General features: G+C 63.3%; 15 protein-coding genes. 13 read left to right on the top strand and 2 right to left on the bottom strand.

Going from position 1 to position 16,513, the window contains the following annotated elements; translation table 11 throughout:
* The first annotated feature begins 67 nt into the window (after positions 1-67).
* From L6D80_RS06250 to L6D80_RS06230, 5 genes are all read left to right on the top strand, one after another.
* Positions 68-1,678 (top strand): ABC transporter substrate-binding protein, encoded by a 1,611-nt coding sequence (locus L6D80_RS06250; RefSeq protein ID WP_176513026.1) that lies wholly within the window; start codon positions 68-70, stop codon positions 1,676-1,678.
* Positions 1,679-1,754: 76 nt separating this feature from the next.
* Positions 1,755-2,765 (top strand): ABC transporter permease subunit, encoded by a 1,011-nt coding sequence (locus L6D80_RS06245; RefSeq protein ID WP_054901065.1) that lies wholly within the window; start codon positions 1,755-1,757, stop codon positions 2,763-2,765.
* Positions 2,766-2,775: 10 nt separating this feature from the next.
* Positions 2,776-3,702, top strand: a complete 927-nt coding sequence (locus L6D80_RS06240) for an ABC transporter permease subunit (RefSeq protein WP_054901066.1) — start codon at positions 2,776-2,778, stop codon at positions 3,700-3,702.
* A gap of 10 nt (positions 3,703-3,712) precedes the next feature.
* Entirely contained in the window at positions 3,713-4,681 is a 969-nt protein-coding gene (locus tag L6D80_RS06235; RefSeq protein ID WP_176513024.1) for an ABC transporter ATP-binding protein, read from the top strand.
* A complete protein-coding gene (locus L6D80_RS06230; protein WP_176513022.1) occupies positions 4,681-5,649 on the top strand; it encodes a peptide ABC transporter ATP-binding protein in 969 nt (322 codons plus the stop codon). Before L6D80_RS06235 ends, L6D80_RS06230 begins: the two co-directional genes overlap by 1 nt.
* 174 nt (positions 5,650-5,823) lie before the next feature.
* Here L6D80_RS06230 and L6D80_RS06225 read toward each other — a convergent pair whose 3' ends face one another.
* Entirely contained in the window at positions 5,824-6,720 is an 897-nt protein-coding gene (locus L6D80_RS06225; RefSeq protein ID WP_054901069.1) for a hypothetical protein, read from the bottom strand.
* 261 nt (positions 6,721-6,981) lie between these two features.
* On the opposite strand from L6D80_RS06225, the gene L6D80_RS06220 reads away from it, so the two are divergent.
* The 4 genes from L6D80_RS06220 to L6D80_RS06205 all read left to right on the top strand — a co-directional run bounded on the left by L6D80_RS06220 (position 6,982) and on the right by L6D80_RS06205 (position 10,769).
* A complete protein-coding gene (locus tag L6D80_RS06220; RefSeq protein ID WP_054901070.1) occupies positions 6,982-7,791 on the top strand; it encodes an AraC family transcriptional regulator in 810 nt (269 codons plus the stop codon).
* A gap of 65 nt (positions 7,792-7,856) precedes the next feature.
* Positions 7,857-9,263: an NAD(P)/FAD-dependent oxidoreductase gene (locus L6D80_RS06215; RefSeq protein WP_054901071.1), complete on the top strand. Its 1,407-nt coding sequence runs from the start codon at positions 7,857-7,859 to the stop codon at positions 9,261-9,263.
* Positions 9,264-9,295: 32 nt separating this feature from the next.
* Complete coding sequence (locus tag L6D80_RS06210; protein WP_054901072.1) at positions 9,296-9,637, top strand: cupin domain-containing protein; 342 nt, start codon at positions 9,296-9,298, stop codon at positions 9,635-9,637.
* Positions 9,638-9,689: 52 nt separating this feature from the next.
* Positions 9,690-10,769, top strand: a complete 1,080-nt coding sequence (locus L6D80_RS06205; RefSeq protein ID WP_054901073.1) for a polyamine ABC transporter substrate-binding protein — start codon at positions 9,690-9,692, stop codon at positions 10,767-10,769.
* A gap of 220 nt (positions 10,770-10,989) precedes the next feature.
* Here the strand turns inward: L6D80_RS06205 and L6D80_RS06200 are convergent, their stop codons facing one another.
* A complete protein-coding gene (locus tag L6D80_RS06200) occupies positions 10,990-12,573 on the bottom strand; it encodes a peptide chain release factor 3 (protein WP_054901074.1) in 1,584 nt (527 codons plus the stop codon).
* 475 nt (positions 12,574-13,048) lie between these two features.
* Here L6D80_RS06200 and L6D80_RS06195 point away from each other — a divergent pair, with 475 nt between their 5' ends.
* The 4 genes from L6D80_RS06195 to L6D80_RS06180 are packed head-to-tail and all read left to right on the top strand — an operon-like array spanning position 13,049 to position 16,491.
* A complete protein-coding gene (locus L6D80_RS06195; protein WP_054901075.1) occupies positions 13,049-13,762 on the top strand; it encodes an ABC transporter permease in 714 nt (237 codons plus the stop codon).
* Positions 13,763-13,775: 13 nt separating this feature from the next.
* Entirely contained in the window at positions 13,776-14,687 is a 912-nt protein-coding gene (locus tag L6D80_RS06190; RefSeq protein ID WP_176513020.1) for a glycine betaine ABC transporter substrate-binding protein, read from the top strand.
* Positions 14,684-15,337 (top strand): ABC transporter permease, encoded by a 654-nt coding sequence (locus L6D80_RS06185; protein ID WP_054901077.1) that lies wholly within the window; start codon positions 14,684-14,686, stop codon positions 15,335-15,337. Before L6D80_RS06190 ends, L6D80_RS06185 begins: the two co-directional genes overlap by 4 nt.
* On the top strand, positions 15,334-16,491 hold the full coding sequence (locus L6D80_RS06180) for an osmoprotectant ABC transporter ATP-binding protein OsmV (protein ID WP_054901078.1): 1,158 nt from the start codon (positions 15,334-15,336) through the stop codon (positions 16,489-16,491). The genes L6D80_RS06185 and L6D80_RS06180 overlap by 4 nt, the downstream gene beginning before the upstream one ends.
* The last annotated feature ends 22 nt before the right edge of the window (positions 16,492-16,513 follow it).

Below are 16,513 nucleotides of genomic sequence, written 5' to 3'. Positions count from 1 at the left end.
CGGTTCATCTACGCATGGCCCGTGGCGACTACGCTGGAACCAATGCAGGCAAGGGAGCCATCAACGTATGTACAGAGCCTTCGTGAAGACATTACCGCTGCGCGCTGCCTTGGCAGCGGTCATTCTCACCGCCACCGGCAACCTAGCGGCCAAGCCGCTGGTGGTGTGCACCGAAGCCAGCCCGGAGGGCTTCGACATCGTCCAGTACACCACTGCAGTCACCGCCGATGCCTCTGCCGAGACAGTGTTCAACCGCCTGATCGACTTCAAACCTGGCACCACCGATATTCAGCCGGCGCTGGCCGAGCGCTGGGACATCTCCCCCGATGGCCTGACCTACACCTTCCATCTGCGTCAGGGGGTGAAGTTCCACACCACCCCCTACTTCACGCCAACCCGGAACTTCAACGCCGACGACGTGTTGTGGAGCCTGCGCCGACAGCTGGACCCTACTCACCCTTGGCACGACAAGACCAGCGTCGGCTACCCGTATTTCGAGAGCATGGCCTTCAACGACCTGCTCAAGTCGGTGGACAAGGCCGACGACCATACCGTGGTCATCACCCTGACTCGCCAAGAGGCGCCGTTTCTACGGGACATGGCCATGGCTTTCACCTCGATCTATTCCGCTGAGTACGGTGACCAGTTGCTCAAGGCCGGCAAGACCGCCGAGCTGAACAGCAAGCCGATTGGTACCGGCCCGTTCATTTTCCAGCGCTACAACAAGGACGCCCAGGTTCGTTACAAGGCCAACCCGGACTATTTCCGCGGCAAGCCACCGGCCGATACGCTGGTCTTCGCCATCGCCTCCGACAGCAACGTGCGCCTGCAGAAGCTGCGCGCCAACGAATGCCAGGTCGCGCTGTACCCCAAGCCGGACGATGTCGCGTCGATCAAGGCCGATTCCAGGCTCAAGGTCGCCGAGATCGAAGCGCTGGTCACCGGCTACATCGCCATGAACACCGAACACAAGTACCTCAGCGACGTCCGCGTGCGCAAAGCCATCAACATGGCCTTCGACCGCCAGACCCACGTGGACCAGCTGTTCGGCAAGGGTAACGCGCTGGTCGGGGTCAACCCCTACCCGCCGACCATGATCGGCTTCAACACCGATAACAAGAACCCGCCCCGCGATCTGGCCAAGGCCCGGGCACTGCTCAAGCAGGCCGGCGTGCCGGAGGGCACGGTCATCACCCTGTTCACCCGCAACGGCGGCGGCGCGACCAACCCCAACCCGCGCCTGTCTGCCGAGATGCTGCAGTCCGACCTCGCCCAGATCGGTCTCAAGCTGGATATCCGCGTGATGGAGTGGGCAGAGATGCTGCGCCGGGCGAAAAACGGTGAGGCGGATCTGGTGTCCACCGGCTGGGCCGGCGACAACGGCGACCCGGACAACTTCCTCAGCCCCCTGCTCAGCTGCGATGCCGTCAAGAACGGCGAGAACTACGCCCGCTGGTGCAACTCGAAGTTCCAGGACCTGATCACCCGCGCCCGCGAGGTGATCGACAACGACGAACGTGCAAGGCTCTATGCCGAGGCATTGAAGGTGTACGATGACGACCAGCCCTGGATCAGCATGGCCCATCCGAAGATGTTCACCGCCATGCGTGACAACGTGGAGGGTTACGTGATCAACCCTCTGACCAACAACAACTTCGCCACCACCAAGGTGAAGTAGAACAACAACGATCGCCGGCAACCCACACGGGCACCGGCGGCACCGCCGTACAACGGCTGATGAGGTAACCCCGACAATGTTGAGTTTTATTGCCCGGCGCCTGGGCCTGCTGATTCCGACCTTTTTCGGCATCACCTTGCTGACTTTCGCGCTCATACGCCTGATCCCCGGCGACCCGGTGGAAGTGATGATGGGCGAGCGCAGGGTCGACCCCGAAATGCACGCCCAGGCCATGGAGCGCCTGGGCCTGAACAAGCCGCTGCCTGCCCAGTACCTGGACTACATCGGCAAGCTTGCCCACGGCGACCTGGGCGAATCGCTGCGCACCCGCGAAAGCGTCTGGACCGAGTTCCTCACGCTGTTCCCGGCCACCCTCGAGCTGGCGTTCGCCGCGCTGGTGTTCGCCGGCATCGTCGGCCTGCTGGCCGGGGTGATCGCCGCACTCAAGCGCGGCTCGCTGTTCGACCACGGGGTGATGGGCATATCGCTGGCGGGCTACTCGATGCCGATCTTCTGGTGGGGCCTGATCCTGATCATGTTCTTTTCGGTAAGCCTGGGCTGGACACCGGTTTCCGGGCGTATCGACCTGCTCTACGACATCGAGCCGAAGACCGGTTTCATGCTCATCGACACCCTGCTCAGCGACGAGGAAGGCGCATTCAAGGATGCGGTGATGCACCTGATATTGCCGGCCATCGTGCTCGGCACCATCCCGCTGGCGGTCATCGCCCGCATGACCCGTTCGTCGATGCTTGAAGTGCTGCGCGAGGACTACATCCGTACCGCGCGCGCCAAGGGCCTGTCACCGGCCCGCGTGGTGTTCGTGCACGGCCTGCGCAACGCGCTGATCCCGGTACTGACCGTGTTCGGCCTGCAGGTCGGTACGCTGCTGGCCGGTGCCGTACTGACCGAAACCATCTTTTCCTGGCCGGGCATCGGCAAGTGGCTGATCGAAGCCATCGGTGCCCGTGATTACCCCGTGGTCCAGAACGGCATCCTGTTGATCGCCTGCCTGGTGATCCTGGTCAACTTCGTCGTGGACATTCTCTACGGCCTGGCCAACCCACGCATCCGTCATCAGCGCTGAGGCCTTCACCATGACTAGCCCGATTCCGAAACCCGTTTCGCCGGCCAGCCCGGTGGACCAGAGCCTGCTCTACCCGTCGCCGTACAAAGAATTCTGGCACGCCTTCTCGCGCAACAAGGGCGCGGTGATGGGCCTGGCCTTCATGTGCCTGGTGGTGTTCTGCGCGTTGTTCGCACCCTGGGTCGCACCGCACAACCCCAGCGAGCAGTACCGCGACTTCCTGCTTACGCCGCCGGTGTGGCTCGAAGGCGGCACCTGGCAGTTCATCCTCGGCACCGACGAGCTTGGCCGCGACCTGCTTTCGCGGTTGATCCAGGGGGCCAGGTTGTCCCTGCTGATCGGCCTCTCGTCAGTGGTGATGTCACTGATCCCCGGCATTCTGCTGGGTTTGCTGGCCGGCTTCTTCCCACAGTTGCTCGGCCCGTCGATCATGCGCCTGATGGACGTGATGCTGGCGTTGCCGTCGTTGCTGCTGGCCGTTGCCATCGTCGCCATCCTCGGCCCTGGCCTGATCAACACGGTGATCGCCATCGCCGTCGTCTCGCTGCCCTCCTATGTGCGCCTGACGCGCGCTGCGGTGATGGGCGAACTCAACCGCGACTACGTCACCGCCGCCCGCCTGGCCGGTGCCGGGCTGCCACGGCTGATGTTCGTCACCGTGCTGCCCAACTGCATGGCGCCGCTGATCGTGCAGGCGACCTTGAGCTTTTCCTCGGCCATTCTCGACGCCGCTGCCCTGGGTTTCCTGGGCCTGGGCGTGCAACCGCCCACCCCGGAGTGGGGCACCATGCTGGCGTCGGCCCGTGACTACATCGAGCGCGCCTGGTGGGTGGTGAGCCTGCCCGGCCTGACCATTCTGCTCAGTGTGCTGGCAATCAACCTGATGGGCGACGGCCTGCGCGATGCGCTGGACCCGAAACTCAAGAACGCCGCCTGAGGAGAACGCCATGTCACTGTTGCAGATCAACAACCTGAACGTGCGCTTCGGCGACGCCAATGCGGTCCCTGTCGTGGATGGCCTGGACCTGGCGGTGGAGGCTGGCGAGATCCTGGCCATCGTTGGCGAGTCCGGCTCGGGCAAGTCGGTGACGATGATGGCCCTGATGGGCCTGATTGACGCCCCGGGGCGCATCACCGCCGACTCGCTCACCTTCGACGGTACCGACATGCTCAAGCTCAGCGGCCGCCAGCGGCGCAAGGTAGTGGGCAAGGACATCGCGATGGTCTTCCAGGATCCGATGACCGCACTCAACCCCAGCTTCACCGTGGGCTACCAGATCGAAGAAGTGCTGCGTCAGCACCTGGGCCTGAAGGGCAAAGCGGCGCGCCAGCGCGCCTTGGAGCTGCTGAAGAAGGTCGAGATTCCGGCAGCCGAAAGCCGTCTGGATGCCTACCCGCACCAGTTGTCCGGTGGTATGAGCCAACGGGTGGCCATTGCCATGGCGATTGCCGGCGAGCCCAAGCTGCTGATCGCCGACGAACCGACCACGGCGCTCGACGTCACCATCCAGGCGCAGATCATGGAGCTGCTGGTCAACCTGCAGCAGGAGCGCAACATGGCGCTGATTCTGATTACCCATGACCTGGCGGTGGTTGCCGAAACAGCCAGGCGCGTCTGCGTGATGTACGCCGGGCAAGCCGTGGAAGTAGGCCAGGTGCCGGCGCTGTTCGACGTGCCTGCACACCCCTACAGCGAAGCGCTGCTGGCCGCGATCCCCGAACACAGCGCTGGCGCCGAGCGCTTGGCGACCCTACCCGGCATCGTTCCCGGCCGCTACGACCGACCCGTTGGCTGCCTGCTATCGCCGCGTTGCCCCTATGTGCAGGACAACTGCCGGCGCGAGCGTCCGCCCCTCGCCCCCCAGGCCCATAGCCTGGTGCGTTGCTTCTACCCACTGAACCAGGAGGTGGCGTGATGGCCGTCGTTCTGACTGCACGGGAGCTGACCCGGCACTACGAAGTCTCCCGTGGCCTGTTCAAGGGCAACGCCCTGGTGCGTGCGCTCAACGGTGTATCGTTCGAACTGGAGGCCGGCAAGACCTTGGCCGTGGTGGGCGAGTCGGGCTGCGGCAAGTCGACCCTGGCCCGCGCCCTGACCCTGATCGAGGCGCCCTCCTCCGGTTCGTTGCAAATCGCCGGCACCGAGGTCACGGGCGCCAGCACGCACCAGCGCAAGCAACTGCGCCGCGACGTGCAAATGGTGTTCCAGAGCCCTTATGCCTCACTCAACCCCCGGCAGAAGATCGGCGATCAACTGGCCGAGCCCCTGCTGATCAATACCTCGCTGAGCAAGGCCGAGCGGCGCGAAAAGGTGCAGAAGATGATGGAGCAGGTCGGGTTGCGGCCTGAGCACTATCAGCGCTATCCGCACATGTTCTCCGGCGGCCAGCGCCAGCGCATCGCCCTGGCCCGGGCAATGATGCTGCAGCCAAAGGTGCTGGTGGCGGACGAGCCAACCTCGGCACTGGACGTGTCGATCCAGGCGCAGGTGCTGAACCTGTTCATGGACCTGCAAAAGGAGTTCAACACGGCCTATGTGTTCATCTCCCACAACCTTGCAGTGGTGCGCCATGTGGCAGACCAGGTGCTGGTGATGTACCTGGGCAAGCCGGCGGAAATGGGGCCAAAGGAAGATATCTATGAAAAGCCGCTGCACCCCTATACCCAGGCGCTGCTGTCGGCGACCCCGACGATTCACCCTGACCCGCTAAAGCCGAAGATCCGCATCGTCGGTGAGCTACCCAACCCGCTTAACCCGCCCGACGGCTGTGCGTTTCACAAGCGATGCCCGTATGCGACGGAGCGCTGCGCCCGGGAAGTGCCAGCGTTCAGGCCCGTGGGCACCCGGCAGGTGGCCTGTCACTATGCGGAGCAGTTTCTGTAGGTAGCAAAGCCGCGGCTGCAGAGGTGAAACGGTCCTCTGTAGCCGCGGCCATGTGACGCGAAAGGGGCGCCAGGCGCCCCACACGTCAATGCATGAATATCGCGATCAGGATGATGACCGGAATCGGTACCCCAAGCATCCAGAGCAGTAATGAGCGCATGACCTTCTCCTTCCTTAACGTTGAACGGTACGACGAGCCGTAGCCGAGTAGTCCACACCTTCACCTTCCAGCCACAGCACGCGATCGCGCTGACGGCCACCGAACAGCGCCGCCAAGCTGGCGAAGAAGGCCCCGCACAGCAGTGCGACAAACGTCCACAGGGCAGTCCATGCCGCCACTTTGGCCGCCGTGTCAGCTGCTTGCTGTGCCTGCACCTTGGCTTGCTGAACCTGCGCGATCACCTGGTCCACCCGGGCCTCGGCCTCGGCCTGGCTCAAGCGGGTACGCTGGGCCACCAGCTGCGCCAGGTAAGCACGGTCACCTTCGTCCAATGTGCCCCCCTGGGCGACGCCTTTGGCCAGAATGCGCGCGGCCACACCGTTGGCGGCATCTTCACTCACGGCGACCGGGCCATCGCTACGGAACAGGCTGTCGACGAAATAACCACTAGGGTCAGGCTTGGGTGCCACGCTGGCAGCGGCGCCCACAGCACTGGCTCCCGCCTGCGCCCCGGCACTGGCAAGGCCACCGGCGGTGCTCACGATCAGCATGGCGGCCACCAGGGTCGCCACCGCCCAGGCCAGGAAGCCATGGGCCGTATCGCGAAAGTACACTTCATCACCGTGCAAGTTGGCCCACTTCACCCGCAGGCGGCCGGCGATATAGCCACCGAGGCCAGAGGCAAGGATCTGTGTCAACAGCAGCCAGATGATCGTGGAGATGCCCAACGCCTTGGCGCTGGCACCTTCATTAGCCCAGGGCGAGGTGGCCGCAAAGCCAAGCCCGGCGCCGAGCACCACGAGGATCAGGGACAATGACGCAGCGGCGGCAGCACCTGCGAAGATGGCCGCCCAAGAGACACCTGAACGGGTCTGGGAATCGACATAGGGGTAATCGGCAGAGGGGATCATGAGTTTTTTCGCCTTTGTTGTGAGCGTCAGGATCAGTTGCCCTGTGATCAGTGCAGACGCTGTGCCAATTGTGTCGAGAAGTGAGTTGCAGGAAAATCAATGGGTTAGCTCTAACCCACGTCCTAGGATCGTGCAAAACACCCGGTTTGAGGGTTAGGGTTCAGGGTTTATGCAATGTCACGACCCTCACGGCGCATGAAGGCGCGCGCCCAGAGGCCGCACTGACTTGCCTGTATCCCGTCTCCCTTGCACTATCTGCACATGAGCCCGAACACTCCCCCTGACGGCCCCGGACAAACGCCGATCACTGCCGAAACGGTCATGCGCTACCACTTGTGCTGGAAGCACCGTGACCTGGACGGGGTCATCGCGCTGTACCATCCCGAGGTCCAGTACCACGACTTTTTCCAGAACCGCATGCTCGGTTACGGCGAGCTGCGCGAGTACGTGCGCGCCTGCCTGCCCGCTGATGCCGGCGAGGACATCGTTCACAACGACCGTATTCGCGTCGATGGCTGTACCGCCTTCATCCAGTACCAGGTCACGGTGCAGGGCGGTGACGGGCTGGTGGCGTTCCAGTCCAGCGAAGCGATCACGGTCAAGGACGGCCTGATCTGGCGGGTCAACGAGTACGCCACGCTGGTGCGACAGACCAGTCAGGGCTTGGCCAGCAGCGGCCCGCGTCCGGCCACCAGCCGCTTGGGGCTGTCACCACGGCAGTTGTCGACCATGGCCCAGGACCTGGAGCACTATTTCCAACGCCAGCGCCCCTACCTCGACCCCGAACTGGACCTGCAGCAGGTCGCCGACGCCAGCGGCTATAGCCGCAACCAGATCTCCTACCTGCTCAACCAGGTGCTCGGCCAGAGCTTCTATCGCTACGTCAACCAGGCGCGCCTGCAGCACCTGATGGCCCGCCTGGATGATGACAGCGTCGAGGCAACAATCGACGACCTGGCGTTCGGTGCCGGCTTCAACTCCCTGTCAGCGTTCTACAAGTGCTTCCGCGCGCACACCGGGCTCACGCCCAAGGCGTACCTGAAGCAAATTTCCCTGCGTGCACGCACGTAAGACAGCCCTCGCCCGACGCCACTAGGATCGCCCACAGACCTTGATGGATGTGGAGCCGAACCCCGATGCAACCCCTGCGTACGCTCAGCCTGTGGATGGACCAGCTCGACGAGCCGCTGTGCGCCCGCCCGGCCCTGCGCGAAGACCTTGAGCTCGACGTATGCATCATCGGTGCCGGCTACACCGGCCTGTGGACCGCCTACTACCTCAAGCGCCAGGCGCCACACCTGAATATCGCCGTGATCGAGGCCAACATTGCCGGCTTCGGTGCCTCCGGGCGCAATGGCGGCTGGCTGATGGGCAACCTGCTGGGCGAAGACCGCCTGCTTGCCACGCTGTCGCCGCAACAGCGCCGCGCCAGCGTCGACCTTCTGCATGGCATCCCCGATGAAGTCCACGCCGTGTTGCAACGTGAAGGCATCGACTGCGACTACCGCAAAGGCGGTGTGCTGTATTGCGCTGCACGCTACCCGGAACAGGAGCGCAGCCTGCGCGCCTACCTGGATGAGCTGTACCGCCAAGGCATGACCGAGGACGACTACCGCTGGCTGCGTCCCGAGCAGTTGGATGGGCAGCTTCGGCTGAGCAATGCCTACGGCGCGATCTACAGCCCGCACACCGCGACCATCCAGCCGGCCAAGCTGGTCCGCGGCCTGGCCCGGGCGGTAGAGGCGCTGGGGGTAACGATCTACGAAAACACCCCGGCCATCGACTGGCAGCCCGGCGAGGTGCGCTCACCACTGGCGCGCATCCGCTGCCAGTGGATGGTGCCTGCGGTCGAGGGCTATGCCGCCAGCCTGCCGCCGCTGGGCAAGCACCAATTGCCGGTGCAGAGCCTGCTGGTGGCCACCGAACCGCTGCCCGAATCGACCTGGGAGCAGATCGGCCTGGGCCAGGGCCAGGCGTTCAGCGAAAGCAGCCGCCAGGTCACCTACGGTCAACGTACCGCCGACAACCGCCTGGTGTTCGGCGCCCGCGGTGGCTACCGTTTTGGTGGTCGGCTGCGCGAAGACTTCACCCTCAGCGAAGCCGAGGTCGGCCTGCGCCGTTACCTGTTCAGCGAGCTGTTCCCGCAGCTCAGGCATGTGCGCATCACCCACTCCTGGGGCGGCAACCTGGGCATGGCACGGCGCTTCCGCCCGCACATGCTGTGTGATCGTCAGCGCGGCATCGCGCTTTCGGGCGGCTATGGTGGCGAAGGTGTCGGCGCCACCAACCTCGGTGGGCGCACGCTGGCCGCGCTGATCCTCAACCAGCACAACCAGCTGACCGCGCAACCCTGGGTACTGGACAACCGTCCATTGTCGAGCCTGGCCAGCTGGCCGCCCGAGCCCTGCCGCTGGCTCGGCTACAACGCCATCATCCAGAGCTTCGTCCACGAGGACCGGACCCTCGCCAACCCCGCCAGCGCGCCCTGGAGGCGGCGCCTGGCCAGCTCACTCGCGGACTTCATGGAAGGCTTCATGCACTGACTTCCCTTTCACTCGCACAGGATCCACCGGTCATGAGCATCACCCAGTTCAAACACACCGACAGCGCCGTCCTGGACAGTTCCAACCCGGTCGCGGTACCGCTCGGCGACCCCGTGGCGGTGGCGTCAGTCACCTGCGTGGAGCGCAGCGATGGCGTCGAAACCGGCATCTGGGAATGTACCCCCGGGCGCTGGCGGCGGCAGATCGTGCAACAGGAGTTCTGCCACTTCATCAAGGGCCGCTGCACCTTCACCCCCGACGGTGGCGAAACCCTGTACATAGAAGCCGGAGACGCACTGATGCTACCGGCCAACAGCACCGGTATCTGGGACATCCTGGAAACCGTGCGCAAGACCTACGTGCTAATTTTCTGATCCGCTGATCGCCTGCCTTCGATAACAACAGACAAAGCAAGGTATACCCGACATGCGTACACTTCTTCTCGCACCCCTGATGCTGGCCGCCAGCGTGGCCAGCGCCGCCGACACAGTGAAGATCTACAACTGGTCCAGCTATGTCGCGCCCGACACCCTGAAGAACTTCCAGCAGGCCACCGGCATCGTGCCGACCTACGACGTATACGACAGCAACGAAACCCTTGACGGCAAATTGATGACCGGCAATTCCGGTTACGACGTGGTGTTTCCCTCCAACCATTTCATGGCCCGGCAGATCCAGGGCAAGGCCTTGAAGCGCCTGGACAAGTCGCAGTTGCCCAACTGGCACAACCTGAACCCGGTGTTGCTCAAGGCACTGGAAGTGAACGACCCTGGCAACCAGTACGGCTTCCCGTACCTGTGGGGCAGTACCGGGATCGGCTACAACATCGACAAGGTCAAGGCGGTGCTCGGCGACAACGCGCCCGTGGACTCGTGGGACCTGATTTTCAAGCCCGAGTACATGAGCAAGCTGAAAAGCTGCGGCGTGGCAGTGCTGGACAACGGCCCCGAACTGCTGCCAATCGCCCTGCACTACCTCGGTTTGCCACACCACAGCCAAGACCCGAAGGACTACGAAAAAGCCAAAGACCTGTTGATGAAGGTGCGGCCGTACATCAGCTACTTCCATTCGTCCAAGTACACGGGCGATCTGGCCAACGGCGATATCTGCGTGGTGGTGGGCTTCTCGGGTGATGTACTGCAGGCCAAGAACCGCGCCGACGAGGCGAAGAACGGCGTGAAAGTGGGGTATTCAATACCCAAGGAAGGCGCGCCGATGTGGTTCGACATGGTGGCCATGCCAGCCGATGCACCAGACGAGAAGGCAGGCTATGCCTACATGAACTACCTGCTGCAGCCGGAGGTGATGGCCAACATCAGCAACTCCGTGCAGTACGCCAACGGCAACCTCAAGGCTGACGCCCTGGTGGACCCGGCGATGAAGGGCAATACGATGATCTACCCCAGTGACGAGGTGATGGGCAAACTGTATGCGCTGGAGGCGATGCCGGCCAAGATCGACCGCATTCGCACGCGGATCTGGACCAGTATCAAGGCAGGTAATTGAAGCCTGTAGCACGCGGGTTGGCACCGGCTTCGCCGGTGTTCGCGGGGCAAGGCCGCGCCCACAGGCATGGACGGCTCCCAATGTTGGACACCCATCCAGCTCTTTGATGCAACCCAGCAATTGCACAAGCCTTTGTGCCTGTGCAGGGCCTGATAGGAAGCCGACTTGCCGGCGACAGGGCCAGATCAGACACCACCCGGTGCTGATCTGGCATTGACGGTCAGTGGTGCTCGCGGGTCGCGCGGAACTTGATGTCCGACCAACGCTCTTCCATCAGCGACAGGTTGACCCGGGTCGGGGCCAGGTAGGTCAGGTGACCGCCACCGTCGATGGCCAGGTTCTCCATGGCCTTGTTCTGGAATTCCTCGAGCTTCTTCTTGTCGTCACAGGTGATCCAGCGTGCCGACCAGACAGTGATCGGCTCGTAGGCGCATTCCACCTTGTACTCTTCCTTCAGGCGGCTGGCGACCACGTCGAACTGCAGAACACCGACCGCACCGAGGATGATGTCGTTGCTGCGCTCAGGGAAGAACACCTGGGTTGCACCCTCCTCGGCGAGCTGTTGCAGGCCCTGGCGCAACTGCTTGGACTTGAGCGGGTCTTTCAGGCGCACACGGCGGAACAGTTCCGGGGCAAAGTGCGGGATCCCGGTGAAGCCCAGCGCCTCGCCTTCGGTGAAGGTGTCGCCGATCTGAATGGTGCCGTGGTTGTGCAAGCCGATGATGTCGCCGGCATAGGCCTCTTCCAGCTGCTCACGCTCGGACGAGAAGAAGGTCAGCGCATCACCGATACGCAGGTCCTTGCCCAGGCGCACATGGCGCATCTTCATGCCCTTTTCGTACTTGCCCGAGCAGATGCGCATGAAAGCGATGCGGTCGCGGTGTTTCGGGTCCATGTTCGCCTGGATCTTGAACACGAAGCCCGTGAACTTCTCCTCGACCGGCTCGACAGTCCGCTCGTGGGCCACACGGCCCAGCGGGCGCGGCGCCCAGTCGACGACCGCGTCGAGTACGTGGTCGACACCGAAGTTGCCCAGCGCAGTACCGAAGAACACCGGGGTCAATTGACCGTTGATGAACTCTTCCTGGTTGAACTCGTGGCAGGCGCCCTGCACCAACTCGAGCTGCTCGACGAACGAATCGTACTGGTCGCCCAGGTGCGCACGGGCCTCGTCCGAGTCCAGGTTCTGGATGATCTTGGCCTCGGTGCGTTCGTGGCCATGCCCCGGGGTGTAGACCACGATGTAGTCGCCGGTCAGGTGATACACACCCTTGAAGTCACGGTAGCAACCGATCGGCCAGGTGATGGGCGCGGCCTTGATCTTCAAGACGGCCTCGATTTCGTCGAGCAGCTCGATCGGGTCGCGGATGTCGCGGTCGAGTTTGTTGATGAAGCTGACGATGGGCGTGTCGCGCAGGCGGCAAACGTCCATCAGGGCGATGGTCCGTGGCTCTACACCCTTACCGCCGTCGAGCACCATCAGCGCCGAGTCCACCGCCGTCAGGGTGCGGTAGGTGTCTTCCGAGAAGTCTTCGTGGCCAGGGGTGTCGAGCAGGTTGATCATGTGCTCGCGGTACGGGAACTGCATCACCGAGGTGGTGATGGAGATACCGCGCTGCTTCTCCATTTCCATCCAGTCGGAGGTGGCGTGGCGGTCGGACTTACGCGACTTCACAGTACCGGCGACGGCAATGGCCTTGCCCATCAGCAGGAGCTTCTCGGTGATGGTGGTCTTACCGGCGTCGGGGTGGGAAATGATTGCGAAAGTGCGGCGCTTCGCGACTTCGGCGGCCTGGTTGGTCATGGGAAATCGCCTGACTGGGGGATTTAAAAGGGGCGATATCATACCTGAACTGAGGCATTGGACCAAAGCCCACGTCATCGGCAACCCATACCCGCGCAGAGGCCGGCATTGACCCACGACTTTCCCCCAAGCGCCCGTTTTTTCATGATAAATGGCCACAGGCCAGTTATTTCAACGCCTACAGCACATTAAGTCGCTGTTTTCTCTCGCCATATTTCACACCTTCCAGTGATTAGCACTGGCCAAATGCCGCCTCAGATGGGAACCTTTACGCCCTCGGAGACGTCCACTCCCCTGCAACCCGCTTCGCTTGGGGACTGGTTTCATCAGCTTTTTCGGGCCCGACGGGGTTCGGCTCATGGCCTGATCGCAGCCTTCGGTTTGCATCACGCTGCTACTCGCGAACACACCCAGCGCCGCCAGGTATGGCCGGCTAACAAGAAGTGTGCTCGCCGACTACACAAGGAGTCCGCCTGTGGCTAAACGCTACGGAAAAGGGCTGTTGGGATGGGCCGCCGTGCTCGTCATCCTGGCCCTGCTGGTCCACTGGATCGGCATCGACACGATCGCGCGCTACCGCGACGATCTTGGGTTCTACCTGCAAGCGCACCTGGTTCTGGTGCTGGCTTCGATGGCGGCGGCGTTGGCCGTGGGCATCCCCGCTGGCATTGCCTTGAGTCGACCGCACCGGGTCGACAAAGCCGAGCGCTTCATGCAGTTCTTCAACGTTGGCAACACCATCCCCCCTCTGGCCGTTCTGGCCATCGCCCTGAGTATCCTGGGCATCGGCGCCGGTCCTGCGATCTTCGCGCTGTTCCTCGCCTCGCTCCTGCCCATCGTGCGCAATACCTACGAGGGCCTGAAAAACGTCCCCGCCTCGCTCAAGGAAGCCGCCACCGGCATCGGCATGACCCCACGTCAGCAACTGTGGCAGGTGGAACTGCCCAATGCCGTGCCGATCATTGTCGGCGGTGTGCGCGTGGCGCTGGCGCTGAACGTCGGCACTGCGCCGCTGGCGTTCCTGATCGGTGCCAACAGCCTGGGCAGCCTGATCTTCCCCGGCATCGCCCTGAACAACCAGCCACAGCTGTTGCTGGGTGCCGCGTGCACCGCGCTCCTGGCCCTGCTGCTCGACGCGTTGGTGAGTTTCTCCAGCAAGCGCTGGCTGGAACGTGGCCTGGCCCAATAACAAGAGGGAACGTATGAAGAAGAGAATCGCCTTGCTGCTGGGCGCGGCCCTGCTGTTTGCAGGCTTTGCCCAGGCGGCGGACAAACCGCTGATCCGCATCGGCGCGCGGGTGTTCACCGAACAGACCGTGCTGGCCGAAATCACTGCGCAGTACCTGCGCGCCAACGGCTTTGACGTGCGCGTGACCGCCGGCCTTGGCAGCAGCATCGCCCGCCAGGCTCAGGAAACCGGCCAGCTAGACCTGATGTGGGAATACACCGGCGTGTCGCTCGTGTCCTATAACCACATCGACGAACGCATGCCCAGCGCCGAGGCCACCTATGCCAAGGTCAAGGCACTGGATGAGAAGAAAGGCCTGATCTGGCTGACACCGTCGAAATTCAGCAATACCTACGCCCTGGGCCTGCCCAAGCAGGTTGCCGAAGCCTACCCACAGGTCAACTCGATCAGCGACCTCAACCAGGTGCTGCGCGACGAGCACCAGCGTAACCACCTGGTGGCCCTGGACACCGAGTTCGCCAACCGCCCGGACGGCCTGGTAGGCCTGAAGGACATGTACGACCTGCAGGTCGGCCGCGCCAACATCCGCCAGATGGACGCGGGCCTGGTCTACACCGCCATGCACAACAACCAGGTGTTCGCCGGCCTGGTCTACACCACCGACGGCCGCCTGAGCGCGTTCAACCTCAAGCTGCTGGAAGACGACAAGCACTACTTCCCGGACTACACCGCCGCACCAGTGGTACGCAAGGCTGTGCTCGACGCCCACCCGCAACTGGTCGGCCTGCTCAAGCCCCTGGCCGAGCAACTCGACGACGAGACCATGCGCCAGCTCAACGCCAAGGTCGATGTCGAACACCAGAACCCGACCGCCGTCGCCGCCGCGTTCCTGCGCGAGCATCCCCTCAAGGAGGTACAGCCATGAGCCTGCTCGACACGTTCGCCCATCTCGATTGGGCTCAGGTGCTGCAACTGACCTGGCAACACATCATGCTGGTCGGCGTTGCCGTCGGCCTGGCGATCATCGTCGGCGTACCGCTGGGCATCCTCATGACCCGCTTCCCCGCCGTCGCCGGCCCGCTGCAGGCCAGTGCCACCGTACTGCTGACCATCCCGTCGATCGCCCTGTTCGGCCTGCTGCTGCCGTTCTACTCCAAGTTCGGCCAGGGGCTTGGGCCACTGCCAGCGATCACGGCGGTGTTCCTGTATTCGCTGCTGCCGATCCTGCGCAACACCTACCTCGCCCTGACCAATGTCGAGCCCGGCATCCGTGAGGCCGCACGCGGCATCGGCATGACGTTCGGCCAGCGCCTGCGCATGGTCGAATTGCCCATCGCCGTGCCGGTGATCCTCGCTGGCGTGCGCACCGCCGTGGTGATGAACATCGGCGTGATGACCATCGCCGCCACCATCGGTGCCGGTGGCCTGGGCGTACTCATCCTGACCTCCATCAGCCGCAGCGACATGTCGATGCTGCTGGTCGGCGCCGTACTGGTCAGCCTGCTGGCGATCATCGCCGATCTGCTCCTGCAAACCCTGCAACGTGCCCTGACTCCAGAAGGACTGCGCTCATGATCGAACTCAAGAACCTCAGCAAAACCTTCAACGTCAACGGCAAGGACGTCAAAGCCGTCGACGCGGTAAGCCTCACTGTCAACGAAGGTGAGATCTGCGTGTTCCTCGGCCCGTCGGGCTGCGGCAAGAGCACCACGCTGAAAATGATCAACCGCCTGATCACCCCCACCTCCGGCCAGGTGTTCATCAATGGCGAGGACACCAGCGGGCTGGACGAAGTGACCCTGCGCCGCCACATCGGTTATGTGATCCAGCAGATCGGCCTGTTCCCGAACATGACCATCGAGGAAAACATCACCGTGGTTCCACGCCTGCTCGGCTGGGACAAGCAGCGCTGCCATGACCGCGCCCGCGAGTTGATGAGCATGATCAAGCTCGAGCCCAAGCAGTACCTGCAGCGTTACCCACGGGAACTGTCCGGCGGCCAGCAGCAGCGTATCGGCGTGATTCGCGCGCTGGCGGCCGACGCGCCGGTGCTGCTGATGGATGAGCCGTTCGGCGCGGTCGACCCGATCAACCGCGAAATGATCCAGAACGAGTTTTTCGAGATGCAACGGGCGTTGAACAAGACCGTGATCATGGTCAGCCACGACATCGACGAAGCGATCAAGCTTGGCGACAAGATTGCCATTTTCCGCGCGGGCAAGCTGTTGCAGCTGGACCACCCGGACACCCTGCTGGCGCACCCGGTGGATGATTTCGTCAGCAACTTCGTCGGCCAGGACAGTACGTTGAAACGCCTGTTGCTGGTACGTGCCGAAGATGCAGCGGACAACGCGCCTTCGGTCAGCCCGCAGACGCCGGTGAACGATGCGCTGGAGCTGCTGGACGAACATGATCGCCGCTACGTGGTGGTCACCGATGAGCAGAACAAGGCCCTGGGCTATGTGCGCCGGCGTGACATGCACCGCCAGCAAGGCACCTGCGGCGACTTCCTGCGCCAGTTCAATGCCACGGCGTCGCACGATGAGCACTTGCGCATTCTGTTGTCGCGGATGTACGAGTTCAACCGGGCGTGGTTGCCGGTGCTGGACGCCGAGCAGGTGTTCCTGGGCGAGGTGACCCAGGAGTCGATCGCGGCTTACCTGAGTTCGGGGAGATCGCGCGGGGCGAAGACCAGCATCGTCTCGCCGGCCGAGGCGGTGGTTTCGTAATCGCCACGGGGCGCGTTGCGCC

Source organism: Pseudomonas ceruminis, from assembly GCF_021602025.1.
GTDB classification, from domain to species: Bacteria; Pseudomonadota; Gammaproteobacteria; order Pseudomonadales; family Pseudomonadaceae; genus Aquipseudomonas; species Aquipseudomonas ceruminis.
The sequence above is the reverse complement of the archived record's forward strand: the minus strand, read 5'-3'. Positions and strand labels throughout refer to the sequence as shown.